Annotated in this window: 10 protein-coding genes and 1 other annotated feature; of the genes, 1 reads left to right on the top strand and 9 read right to left on the bottom strand. The window is 36.3% G+C overall.

Annotation, left to right across the window (positions count from 1 at the left end):
* Positions 1–94 precede the first annotated feature (94 nt).
* From aspS to AC6HVZ_RS03845, 3 genes are all read right to left on the bottom strand, one after another.
* On the bottom strand, positions 95–1,864 hold the full coding sequence (aspS, locus tag AC6HVZ_RS03855) for an aspartate--tRNA ligase (protein WP_497556818.1): 1,770 nt from the start codon (positions 1,862–1,864) through the stop codon (positions 95–97).
* The gene (gene hisS / locus AC6HVZ_RS03850) at positions 1,857–3,146 is read right to left on the bottom strand and encodes a histidine--tRNA ligase (RefSeq protein ID WP_497556817.1); all 1,290 of its coding nucleotides are present in this window, start codon (positions 3,144–3,146) and stop codon (positions 1,857–1,859) included. Before hisS ends, aspS begins: the two co-directional genes overlap by 8 nt.
* 56 nt (positions 3,147–3,202) lie before the next feature.
* Positions 3,203–3,428, bottom strand: a binding site (T-box leader).
* Between the two features lie 63 nt (positions 3,429–3,491).
* Positions 3,492–3,665: a hypothetical protein gene (locus AC6HVZ_RS03845; protein WP_497556816.1), complete on the bottom strand. Its 174-nt coding sequence runs from the start codon at positions 3,663–3,665 to the stop codon at positions 3,492–3,494.
* Between the two features lie 99 nt (positions 3,666–3,764).
* Between AC6HVZ_RS03845 and AC6HVZ_RS03840 the strand changes: the two genes are divergently transcribed.
* Complete coding sequence (locus tag AC6HVZ_RS03840; RefSeq protein WP_497556815.1) at positions 3,765–4,799, top strand: N-acetylmuramoyl-L-alanine amidase family protein; 1,035 nt, start codon at positions 3,765–3,767, stop codon at positions 4,797–4,799.
* A 25-nt stretch (positions 4,800–4,824) separates the two neighbouring features.
* Here AC6HVZ_RS03840 and dtd read toward each other — a convergent pair whose 3' ends face one another.
* From dtd to secDF, 6 genes are all read right to left on the bottom strand, one after another.
* Positions 4,825–5,271: a D-aminoacyl-tRNA deacylase gene (gene dtd / locus AC6HVZ_RS03835; RefSeq protein ID WP_497556814.1), complete on the bottom strand. Its 447-nt coding sequence runs from the start codon at positions 5,269–5,271 to the stop codon at positions 4,825–4,827.
* A gap of 49 nt (positions 5,272–5,320) precedes the next feature.
* Positions 5,321–7,522, bottom strand: a complete 2,202-nt coding sequence (locus AC6HVZ_RS03830; protein WP_497556813.1) for a RelA/SpoT family protein — start codon at positions 7,520–7,522, stop codon at positions 5,321–5,323.
* Positions 7,523–7,777: 255 nt separating this feature from the next.
* Positions 7,778–8,290 carry an adenine phosphoribosyltransferase gene (locus AC6HVZ_RS03825; protein WP_497556812.1) on the bottom strand — a complete coding sequence of 171 codons (513 nt, stop codon included), beginning with the start codon at positions 8,288–8,290 and terminating at the stop codon, positions 7,778–7,780.
* A 95-nt stretch (positions 8,291–8,385) separates the two neighbouring features.
* Entirely contained in the window at positions 8,386–10,692 is a 2,307-nt protein-coding gene (recJ, locus tag AC6HVZ_RS03820) for a single-stranded-DNA-specific exonuclease RecJ (protein WP_497556811.1), read from the bottom strand.
* 63 nt (positions 10,693–10,755) lie between these two features.
* Positions 10,756–11,091, bottom strand: coding sequence for a LapA family protein (locus AC6HVZ_RS03815; protein ID WP_497556810.1), 336 nt, complete (start codon positions 11,089–11,091; stop codon positions 10,756–10,758).
* Positions 11,092–11,202: 111 nt separating this feature from the next.
* Entirely contained in the window at positions 11,203–13,461 is a 2,259-nt protein-coding gene (gene secDF / locus AC6HVZ_RS03810) for a protein translocase subunit SecDF (protein WP_497556809.1), read from the bottom strand.
* Positions 13,462–13,496 lie beyond the last annotated feature (35 nt).

Below are 13,496 nucleotides of genomic sequence, written 5' to 3'. Positions count from 1 at the left end.
AACAAGGTTTAGTTTGATATGTAAAATATTATTTTCTATCGTTACGAGGAACTTTTTACTGTCAAGTTTTACATATTATTAACAGTATTCCAATCTAGTCATCCTTGTCCGTAAATTGGATAGCTAATTCATCCAATTGCGCCTCACTTACTTCACCCGGTGCATTTGTTAATAAATCTGAAGCAGATGCTGTTTTTGGAAAAAGAATGGTATCTCGTAAATTGGATCTCCCTGCTAAAAGCATAATAATCCGATCAAGTCCTAATGCGACTCCTCCATGTGGTGGCGCACCATATTCTAATGCTTCTAGTAAAAAGCCAAACTGCTCATTTGCTTCCTCTTCTGTAAATCCTAGGACACTAAACATTTGATCTTGTAGTTCTTTTTTATAAATTCTAATAGAACCTCCACCGAGTTCATAACCATTTAACACAAGGTCATATGCATTTGCCCGGACACTTCCAGGATCTGCTGTTAATTTATCAATATCACTTTCTACCGGTGATGTAAATGGATGGTGTGCAGCAAAGTATCTTCCAAGGTCTTCATCATATTCAAGTAACGGCCAATCAGTTATCCATAAAAAATTGAATTTTGATTCATCAATTAATGTTAATTCTTTAGCCAGCTTTAACCTTAAAGCACCTAAACTGTCGTATACCACAGACGCTTTGTCCGAACCAAATAATAATAAATCTCCATCATAGGCTGATGCACGAGAAATAAGCTCCGTCTTTTCATTCTCTGACAGAAATTTGGCAATTGGCCCTTTTAGATCTTCACCTTCCACTTTAAGCCATGCTAACCCTTTAGCTCCATAAACCTTCACATAATCAGTCAGTTTATCCAGATCTTTGCGTGAATAATTTGCAGCTTGTTCTTTCACGTTAAGTAAACAAACCTTTCCACCAGCTGAAATTGCACCTTGAAACACTTTAAAAGTGGATTCAGCCAGAATATCTGATACGTGGATCAGTTCCATACCAAATCTTGTATCAGGTTTATCTGAACCAAAACGTTCCATTGCCTCATCATACGGCATTCTCTTCAGTGGTAACGCAAGATCGATATTTTTAATTTCCTTCATGATCTTTTGCATCATTTGTTCCGTCATTTCCATAATTTCATCACTTGTCATAAATGATGTTTCAATATCAATTTGAGTAAATTCCGGCTGGCGATCTGCACGCAAGTCTTCGTCACGGAAACACCGGGCAATCTGATAATACTTTTCAAATCCACTCATCATAATCAACTGTTTAAATAATTGTGGAGATTGTGGTAATGCATAGAATTCACCTGAATGCACACGACTGGGTACTAAATAATCACGTGCACCCTCTGGGGTACTTTTCGTTAAAATAGGTGTTTCCATTTCCAGGAATCCATTATCATTCAAATAATTTCGAACCACCTGTGTCGTTTGATGACGTAATTTAAATGTTTCCTGCATCGGACTTCTGCGCAAATCCACATAACGGTATTTCAGGCGAAGATCTTCTGATACATCTGTTTTATCTTTAATCGCAAATGGAGGTGTTTTAGACTTATTCAAGATCTTAATATCAGTTGCCATTACTTCAATCTTTCCGGTCTCCATCAGAGAATTAATTGTTGCTTCATCTCTTCCGGCAACAATACCACTTATTTCAACGACGTATTCGCTCCGTACCGATTCAGCAATTTCTAATGCTGCTGCGGAGTGATCGGGATTAAAGACTACTTGGACAACCCCGGATTTATCACGCAAATCAATAAAAATTAAACCACCCAAATCTCTTCGCTTTTGTATCCACCCTTTTAATAATACTGTTTGTTCGATGTTGTTTTCTTGTAACGTTCCAACTAATATGCGTTTACTCACTTTCTTTTCCTCCTTGAAGCTTTTCCTGCATGCTCACAGCAAGCTGTGACAATGGGATTTCAACTTGTTCACCTGTTCCCATTTCCTTGACATTAATTATTTGTTTTTGGAGCTCATCTTCTCCTAATATCAAAACATATTTAGCCTTGTTCCGATCAGCTGATTTAAATTGTGCTTTCATTTTACGCCCCTGATAATCTTTATCTACCTGAATACCATTCTGTCGTAATTCATGAACAAGTCGTATAGCTTCTTTCTCAGCTTCATCGCCAACCGCAATCAAAAAGCAATCCAATGCTTCATTTAATGGGATTTCTCTGTTTTCCGCTTCAAGTGCCATAAGTAATCGTTCCAGCCCCATAGCAAAGCCGATTCCCGGTGTCGCTGGTCCGCCAAGTTCTTCAACAAGGCCGTTATACCTGCCACCACCAGCCAATGTGGTAATAGCACCAAATCCTTTCGCTTCACTCATAATCTCAAAGGCTGTGTGATTATAATAATCAAGACCCCGGACCAGGTTCTTATCAACAACATAGTCGATCCCCATTACTGTTAAATAGTCTTTCACCTGATCAAAATAATTCTTTGACCCTTCATTTAAATATTCCAAAATGGAAGGTGCAGTTTTCATTGCGGGATGATCACTATCTATTTTACAATCCAATATACGTAAAGGATTTTGAGTAAGTCGTGTTTGACAATCTTTACAAAGCTCATCCTTATGTGGCGTAAAGTGTTCTACCAACGCCCTACGGTGATTTATTCTACTTTCATTATCACCTAATGAATTAATAACTAATTTTAAAGATTTTAAACCTAATTCCCTGTAGCAACTCATTGCTAAATCAATAACCTCGGCATCAACAGCGGGACTTGCACTACCTAAAACTTCCACACCAAATTGATTTAATTGACGCATTCTCCCCTTTTGCGGACGTTCATAACGGAACATCTGAGCAAAATAATACAGTTTAACAGGCTGATTAGGATCACCAAATAATTTATTTTCTACAAAAGCTCGTGCCACAGAAGCGGTTCCTTCCGGCCTAAGTGTCAAGCTCCTGCCACCTCGATCTTCAAATGTGTACATCTCCTTTTGAACAATATCAGTTGAATCACCGACTCCTCGTTGAAAAACCTCTGTATGCTCAAATAGTGGTGTACGAATTTCTTCAAAATGAAATCGATCACAAATGTTCTTTATTTTATTTTCAACAAATTGCCATTTCTTTGCATCCTTTGGTAAAATATCAACCGTACCTCGTGGTGCTTTCATATTCATCCGAAATCCCCCTTAATATTTATGAAAATAGAAAAAAACCCTCATCCCCTATAATAATAAGGGACGAGAGTTTACCCGCGTTGCCACCCTAGTTGATGCATATCTCCCGCATCCGCTCTTCATAGTTAACGCCTATGGGGACGTTTATACCTACTAAAAGATTTCGATATAAATCCTTAGGAATGTCATTCATTAGACCAAAATGTAAAAATGCTCTCAGCCATTGGCACTTTTTCTCTTTTCATTTGATTACCTAATTACTCTTTCCTTCACTGGTTTTCATCTATATAATCATATTTAAATTTATTTGAATGACTATTATATTAATCTGTAGATGAATTATTGTCAAGCACGATTAATTTTTTTCTTTAATTTTTTAACCTCTCCGATAGATATCCCTAATTCCTGGGCTATTTCCATATGATTTGAATGTCCCTCCATTTCCATAAAATGATGGATATTAACACCAAAAATATCTTTATTATTTGCTGAGTTCCATTGTTTATCATGATATCGCATTTAAATTTCCTCCCTTGATGTAACTAGTTTTGCCTTAAAGAGAAGTTTTTATTATACTTAACAAATAGAACCATCAGATTGTATGAGGAGGAAACAGATTTGAAATTAAAAAGTAATTTCCTAATAATTATTGCCCTGTTTTTTAGTTTGGTATTCTATTCAGACCAAGTCTATGCAGATCAGGCAGTGATAAATGTGGATGGTTTAAATATTAGAAGCGGTCCAGGTACAGATTATGACAGTATTGGATCGGCAAACACAGATGATTCATATCAAATTATTCAACAACAGGACGAATGGGTAGAAATACAATATGGTGATCAGGCAGGCTGGGTTACTACAGAATACATATCGGTCAAAGCCGAACTCAAAGAAGACTTCACTGAAAAAACCATCACGATACAACATGATAATACCCAAATTCGCAGTGGTCCTTCAACAGACAATGATATTATTCATTTCGCTGATCAGGGCACTACCTACAATGTGATTTCCGAAAAGGGTGACTGGTATGAGATTACAAAAGATGACTTTACCGGTTTTATTTTAAAACAACTTGCAGAGAAAGATAAAACTTCATCTACTACCGGATTCACTAATAAAACCATCGTTATTGATGCAGGCCATGGTGGTCGTGATGTTGGTGCAATTGGTGCCACTGGATCGTATGAAAAAAACATTGCCTATCTCACGGCAAATGAACTAGCACAGGAGCTTTCCATACTTGGAGCTGAAGTGCTTTTATCCAGACCTGAAGATGAGTTTATCTCGCTTGGTAGCAGAGTAAGCTTTGCAAATATAATGGATACAGATGTTTTTATAAGCATTCATTATAATAGTGTTCCTGGACTTGCGAATGTAAGCGGAATTGAAACCTATTATTATCATGAACAAAACCAAGGCTTAGCAGACTACATTCAAAAAGAAATTATTAAAGAAACAGATGCGAAAAACCGGGGTACTACTTATGGAGACTTATTTGTTATCAGGCAGACCCTGAAACCATCTGTATTAGTCGAGCTAGGATTTATATCCAATGAAGAAAAAGAAGCACTACTTCAAACAAGTGCCTATCAGAAAAAATTAGTATCAGGAATTGTAAATGGTTTAGGAAAATATTTTGCCAATAACTAAAGGACGGTGTTTAATACCCCTTTAGTTATTTTTCTTTGCTGTCCAGTATTAAGGTAACTGGCCCAACATTTGTGAATTTCACATCCATTATTTCACCAAATTTACCAGTTTCAACCGGAATACCCTGTTCTTTAGCCAATTGATTAAATTGCTCATACAACTCTTTTGCCTGTTTAGGTTTTGCTGCATGAAGGAAATTCGGTCTTCTACCTTTACGGATATCACCATACAATGTAAATTGCGAAATTGATAAAATACTTCCACTTACATCAATTAAAGATAAATTCATTTTCTCATTTTCATCTTCAAAAACACGTAAGTTTATGATTTTACTTACAAGGTACTTTGCGTCTTCGATTGAATCTTCATGAGTAACACCGAGTAGCACTACAAATCCATGGTCAATTTCTCCCGTAATTTTTCCATTGACTGTGACACTGGCATTCTTTGCTCGTTGAATGATAGCTTTCATTTATAAAATACTCCTTTAGATGATGTAGCTCTAGTTTAGTTATAGCTTTCTACTGTAATGTACGGGTTACCGTATAGACGTCTTTAATTTGCTTTATTCGTTCCACTATTCTCCGAAGATGATTTGTATTGTGAATCAAAATCGTTATTTGAATAATAGCCATTTTATTTCGGTCTGACCTTCCATTGACATGTGTAATATTTGTTTTGGTTTCATTTACTGCTTGTAGTACTTCATTTAACAAACCTCTTCGGTCATAACCGGATATTTCCAAATCAACATGATATTGCTTTTGATCTATCTGATTAACTTCCCACTCCACATGAAGGTAACGTTCCTTCGCTTCATTTGTTTGAACATTAGGACAATCAGCTCGGTGGACTGATACACCTCGACCTTTTGTTATATACCCCATAATTTTATCCCCAGGTACCGGATTACAGCATTTAGACAATCGAACGAGTAAGTTATCGACACCCTTCACTTTTATTCCAAAATCAGCTTTAGGCGTTTTTTTTCTTTTGGTATCTGTTTTTACTTCTTCAAGTGTTTGTGCAAGGTCCTGCTCTTTTTGTCTTGTCGCACGAAGTTTATCTGTAAGTCTGGTAACGATTAAAGCTGCTGTAATCCCTTGATAACCAACAGCTGCAAACATATCATCCTCACTTGAGAAATTAAATTTTTCGTATACTCGCTGTAGATTGTCGTTTGTTAATACTTCTTTTGGCTCAAATGATAATGCCCGTATTTCCTTGTCAACAGCTTCCTTACCTTTAGATATATTTTCATCTCTTCGCTGTTTTTTAAAAAACTGTCTGATTTTATTTTTCGCTTGTGATGTCTGGGTGATTTTCAGCCAATCCTGTGACGGGCCATAAGAGTGCTTGGATGTCATTACTTCAATGATATCCCCGTTCTTTAATTTATAATCCAATGGCTCCATCTTTCCATTTATTTTAGCACCAATTGTCTTATTACCAATTTCAGTATGAATTTTAAAAGCGAAATCGAGTGGTATGGAACCTGATGGCAGCTCGATAACATCTCCTTTTGGTGTAAATACATAAACCATATCCGAAAACAAATCTACCTTGAGTGATTCCATAAACTCTTCAGCATCATGTGTGTCGTTTTGCCACTCTAAAATTTCCCTAAACCATGTCAGTTTTTCTTCAAATGACTTTTTATTATTATTTACCTGCTTCCCTTCTTTGTAAGCCCAATGTGCCGCAATACCGTATTCAGCAATTTCATGCATTTCCTTTGTTCTGATTTGCACCTCCAAAGGATCCCCTTTTGGACCAATCACTGTAGTATGCAAGGATTGATACAGATTCGGTTTTGGCATTGCAATATAATCTTTAAAACGGCCTGGCATTGGTTTCCAGCATGTATGAATAATCCCTAATACCGCATAGCAATCTTTTATACTGCTTAGAAGTATTCGGACTGCTAAAAGGTCATAGATTTCATTAAACTGCTTATTTTGCTTTACCATTTTTCGATAAATACTATATAAATGTTTTGGACGTCCGGACATTTCAGCCTCAATATTCACATCTTTAAGCTGATCCGCAACCTCATCAATTACTTCCTCGATGTATGTTTCACGCTGATCTCTCTTTTGTTTCATTAATTGTACGATACGATAATATTGCTGTGGATTTAAATAGCGTAGTGCTGTATCCTCCAACTCCCATTTAATCATTGAGATACCTAAACGGTGAGCTAATGGCGCAAAGATTTCTAATGTTTCATTCGATATTCTCCGTTGCTTTTCAGATGGCAAATGCTTTAATGTACGCATATTATGCAGTCGATCCGCTAGTTTGATTAAAATGACACGAATATCCTTTGCCATTGCAACAAACATTTTTCGATGGTTTTCTGCCTGTAATGCTTCTTTTGATTTATATTTGATTTTACCAAGCTTCGTAACCCCGTCCACCAGCATCGCAACTTCATGATTAAATGCTTCTTCTAACTCTTCCAGTGTAACATCCGTATCCTCAATAACATCATGTAACAAGCCGCCTGCAATTGTCTCAGAATCCATTTCCATATCCACCAATATTCCAGCAACTTGAACAGGATGAATAATATACGGCTCCCCCGATTTTCGAAATTGTTCTGCATGTGCACGTTCTGCGAATTCGTAAGCATGACGAATAAAAGCAGTATCATCTTCTGTAAGATACTTACCGGAATTATCTATTATGTCTTCAATTGTAACAATGTCATCTTTTGCCATATATAATCACCCATTCACTGTTTGAAAAATTCTGATTAAAACAGATGCTCTTAAAGTGTTAAATAATTATAATTATATGCTTTTCCGCTTCAAGTGTCCATTTATTATTACATTCCTATATAAGAATAGGTCTGATAAGCAGCCTAATTCAGCTCTATCAGACCTTTAACACTACCGTCAGTAATGGATATTCAAAAAGACGCCTGCGTACTTAGCCGACCTCGGTCCTTTTTTATCCACTTTTTTGAACCCGTTTTAGTAGGTCATTAACGTTAATACATCATAACCATCAAGCTTATCCATTCCATCAAGATAGCTCAGTTCAATTAAAAATGCACAACCAACTACAATTCCACCAAGATCTTCCACCAATTTTATAGTTGCCTCGATTGTGCCGCCTGTTGCAAGTAAGTCATCCGTTATTAATACCCGCTGTCCAGGTTTTATTGCATCCTTATGGATCGTTAAAACATTCGTTCCATATTCTAAGCCATAATCTACTTTAATAACCTCTCTGGGCAGTTTCCCTTCTTTTCTTACAGGAGCAAACCCAACTTCCAAAGCATAAGAAACCGGGCATCCGATAATAAATCCTCTAGCTTCAGGACCTACAACAATATCAACTTTCCTTTTGCGTGCATATGCAACCATTTCATCCACTGCCGATTTATAGGCTACTCCGTTTTCCATTAGTGGGGTAATATCTTTAAATTTAATTCCTTCTTTTGGCCAGTTTTCCACTATTTTAACATATTGTTTATAGTCCATAGGTAAGCTCCTCCTTGGGTCTTTCTTAGAAAACTTAGTTGTCACCAATCCCTTAGGTGACAGCCTTAGTTGCACTTATGCAGTAAGCAAGTATGTTATACTTGCTTAACTGCCAAATAGTCCATCTGATTTGTAAACCATTTTTTTAATTCATCGTAGGTTGAATAATACAGTACTTTCTCAATATTAGCTCTCAATAATCTTGCTTGATATAAGGGTGATTCCTCCAAATCCTTTTTAACTGGTTGAGGAATTAAATGAACTACTCCATTATCTATTTTAACAAATCCTAATTCTAAAAACACCTTTGATATAAATATAATTCGATCTTTATTCCAACCCTTCATTTGCATGATACGCTGCATCTCCGTTTTCAAATCCAATACCTGTCGTTTCAGTAGCAAAGCGTAAAACCATTTAAATTCTTCTCTCGAAGGAAAAGCTTTTAAGTAAAGACTGTTTTCAACATAGTAACATGCATAAATATTTACTGGCTTCATCACTTGGAGCATTTCTCTTAAATGCATTAGGTCAGTTGGTAAATCAACAATGAATAGTTCATCAATTTCACGTAAAGTACTTATATCTGAAGCATAGACAATTTGTTCTACCATAACAGAGCGATCCATCTCATTATTGCTTATTACGACATTTCTTTTTTCAGGATTAATAAATGGTGAGATATCCAGGTTTTTTTTACCTCTGTGATCAAATAGCTGCCACTCATCAATCTTCATATCCTGCATAACGATTTGTGCTTTTCGATTGCCGTTCCACTCATTAATTCCAAGCTCGCCCACAACTGAAATAGAGGTTTCAGGAGATATGTATGCGCATAATTCCCCCATTCCAAAACCTATTCCTTCAAGCGTGACATTGTCTTGTTTAAATTGTAGCTTAAGATGATTTTGATTACTGCCGATTTGTCGTGCACTGATCGGAATATCATTTATCCGAAATACCGGCTTTGGATTTCCCATGCCAAATGGAGCTAGTTTATTAATGTCATTGACTAACTTTTCATTAATATCGGTAACAGAAATAGAATTATTTATTTCGATAACTTGCTTAAAGTCATTTTCCGTTAGCTGTGTGCTAATAATGTCATTAAGTTTTTCTTGAATCAATTTTACATTCTCCAATGGAAAAGTCATGCCTGCAGCTTGAGAATGTCCTCCAAAATGGGTGAATAGGTTTCTGATTTTCATGCAATTATTAAAAAGATCAAAAGCTGGTATACTTCGAGCTGATCCTTTCACTTCAGATGTTGCTGGTTTAATTGCTAAAACTATTGCCGGTCGATCAAATGTCCGGACGAGCCTGGATGCTACAATTCCCAGCACACCCTCGTTCCAACCTTCTTTTGCAACGATAATTACACCGCTTTTTTCCCCGCTTTGAACCATCTTTTCCGCTTCTTTAACAATGCCACTAACGATTTGTTGTCTTTCCTGGTTTAATCGATTAATTTCTCCAGCTATTTCATCTGCTTCATGCGCATCTGTAGTCATTAAAAGCCTGACAGCTAAATCTGCATTCTGCAATCTGCCAACTGCATTAACTCTGGGGCCAATTAGAAACCCAACATCTTCTTCAGTAACGTTTCCTTCAATATTACATACTCGTTTTAAAGCTTTAATCCCAGGATTTTTTGAGATTGTGAGTGCATGTAATCCATAGAATGCTAATATTCTATTTTCACTTACTAATGGTACCAGGTCAGCAATGGTACCTATTGCCACAAACTCCAGCAGATGATTTGGGAAATAACCTAACAGGCTTTCGGCAAACTTAAAAGCTACACCTACCCCTGCAAGCTCCTTGAATGGATAATTTGCAGAACATTTCGGATGAATAATTGCATAGGCATCAGGCAGGCTTTCCTGTGCTTCATGATGATCGGTGATAATTAAATCAATCCCAAGTTGTTTTGCTATTTCTGCTTCATGAACAGAAGTAATCCCGGTATCTACTGTTATAATTAAACGAAATCCATTTTCAAAAGCTTGTTTGAATGCTTCTTCATTTAAACCATACCCTTCAGTAAATCGGTTCGGTATATAAAAGTTACATTCAGCCCCTAGTTCCATTAATGTTTTTAGCAGAACCGTTGTAGAACTGACACCATCTGCATCATAATCCCCATAGATGAGTATTTTCTCCTTCTCTTCAATTGCCTTATGTACACGTTCTGAAGCTTTATCAATCGAGTCTAGTCCTTTAGGGTTATGTAGATTTTTTATATCAGGTGCTAAAAATTCAGAAGCAGCATCTTCTGTTGTAATTCCTCTTTGAAGTAAAAGGTCTTTTATAACAGGAGACAAATCAATTGAATCATCCATCCATTGCACCGTATCATCTTGTTTCTTCGTAAATTTCCAATTTGCCTTACTCTCTAACATATTTTCACCCCTGACTAAGCAATTATACTAAAAAGAGTCAAGGGGAGCAATTAGAATATTATTTCATTTATTTGTATGATTATTTTTATCTGATTTATTTTCAGTCTCACCTGAATGTTCATTTAAGCTAAGACCATTTTTTTTAAGTATTTTACTCATTTCACTATGATCAGCAATTAGTTTTTTCATTTCTTTTTGGAGACGGAACATTTTCACTGCACCAACAGCACCTGTAATAATTCCTCCCATTAATACAGAAAACAGGATAATTAATATTAAAGGAGATTCTCCACTCCAAAATAAATAGTTCACTTCCACAGTTTCCACATTTGTCACTGCAAATACTGCTACAATAATAACAAACAGAATGGCTAAAATCACATAAGTTTGACCTTTCATTAAAGCTCCTCCTCGCAGTAGATATATATCTACTTAATTAAATTACCCTTTTTCTAGCTATTTAAGCTTAAAAACCTTGTCACTATTAAGTAACAAGGGGTTAAGTAAATATTATACTTGTGGTCCTTCTACCCGTTTTTTCTTTGTAAAGTCCACAGGTTTTTTCTTGATCATTTTCCCACGCCATACCAGCCACACCTGACTTGCAAGAAGTAACGATGAATACGTACCTGCTATTAATCCAACTGTTAATGCGATTGCGAATCCACCAATAGACTGTGCACCTAAAAAGAGAAATGCCAATACTGCAATCATGGTTGATATCGTCGTATTTATACTGCGTGTAAACGTTCTTACTAAGGAGCCATTCACAATTTTTGCAAGCTCGGATAATGATTTCACACGTTTCTTCCGCTTGCGGATATCTTCCCTGATTCGGTCGAACACGACGATCGTATTATTTATAGAATAACCGATTATGGTTAATATAGCCGCGACTATATTTATATCAAATTCGATTCTTGTAATACTAAATATAGCTAACACGATAAATGCATCATGCAATAAGGCAATAATTGCAGTTAGCGCAAAGAAAAACTCAAATCGTAATGTCACATAAATAATCATTCCAATAGCAGCAATCGAAATTGCGTAAATTGCATTTTTTACTAATTCCTGACCTACAATGGGAGATATAACACTGACGCTCGGCTGAATTCCATATTTTTCATCGAAATATGATTGTACTTCGGCTACTTTTTCTTCAGATAACACTGTATCATATCTAGTTACAGCAATTTCGTTATCTGTACCTGAAAGCACGATTGATTTAGCTTCTAGTCCTAGTTCATCTAAGCCGTCATTAATTTCTTCCGTGTTTAAACTACTGTCACTTACAATTTCAATTCGTGAACCCGCAGTAAAGTCAACTCCTGGATTTAATTTGAAAATAATCAAGGAGGATGTACCAATCAATACCAATAAAGCTGTAAACATAAAAAACTTCTTACGGTGTTGAACGAAATTAATAGGACGATTAAATAATTTTGGTTCTTCTTCTTTTGCAGCTAAATCTTTAATATCATCCTTTTTCACACCAAACCAGCTTGTTCGATTGTTTAGAACTCGACTCTTCACCCAAAGTCCCAGTAGTAATCTGGTGCCAAAAACCGCTGTTAGAAAACTCACCAATATACTGATTATTAGCATTGTCGCAAACCCTTTTACTGAGCTTGTTCCAAAGATAAAGAGAACAGACGCTGCAAGTAATGTCGTAATATTTGCATCTATAATAGTAGTAATTGAGTTTTTCGAGCCAGCCTTGAAAGCAGCCATTACTGATTTTCCAGCTCGCAGTTCCTCTTTTATTCTTTCAAAAGTAATTATGTTTGCATCAACAGCCATCCCAACACCTAATATTAATGCGGCTATACCTGGTAATGTTAAAACACCATTTAATAATTCAAATACAAGCAAAATCAAATAAATATAAATACTCAAATTAACAGCTGCTATCATTCCAGGGAAACGGTAGAATGCCAACATAAATAAAAAGATTAAGCCAATTCCAACAAAAGCTGCAAAGACTGTTTTATTTAGTGCCTGCTCCCCAAATTGCGCTCCAACTGAAGTGGAAAATAATTCCTCCATATTTACCGGTAATGAACCGGAATTGATAATATCAGCTAATTGCTGGGCTGATTCCACTGTAAAGTTACCCCCACTAATCATTACATTAGAGCTATTTATTGGATCCTTAACACTTGCTGCAGAAATATACTTAGGATCTTCTTTTACTGATTCCGCTTCAAATGAATCCTCTTCCTGAAAATCCATCCAAATAACCAGAAGGTTGTTTGGTGCTCCCATTTGACTTATTTGTGTTGTTACTTCACCAAATTTTGAAGCATCCTTTAGTTGTAACGTAACAATTGGGGCATTTGTATTTGGATCAAAGTCCTGTTTTGCACTGCCTTCTTTTACATCTGATCCATCTAATAATTCATTATCATTTACATCACGAAAGGACAGTCTTGCTGAAGTTGCAAGCATCTCACGGGCTTCTGACTGATTTTCAACTCCTGCCAGCTGAACTCGAATTCTGTCTTCTCCTTCAATGTTGATAACCGCTTCACTAATCCCCAGACGGTTTACCCGATCATTAAGCGTTTGTACTGTACCTTCTAAAAGGCTCCTAGTAACTTCTTGATTTTCATCAACTGGTTCCACTTTATATAAAACTTCAAAACCACCCTGAAGATCAAGTCCCAAATTAATATCTTTTGCGGTTCCTGGACCCTTTATTCCAATCAATAAAGCAAATAAGATTACGATCAGAAAAAAGGCAACAATTTTGCCTTTGTTTTTCATTTACAATTTGCCTCCCTTTCAACTATCCACCGGGT

The sequence above is a fragment of the Oceanobacillus sp. NCCP-135 genome, assembly GCF_059698015.1.
The sequence above is the reverse complement of the archived record's forward strand: the minus strand, read 5'-3'. Positions and strand labels throughout refer to the sequence as shown.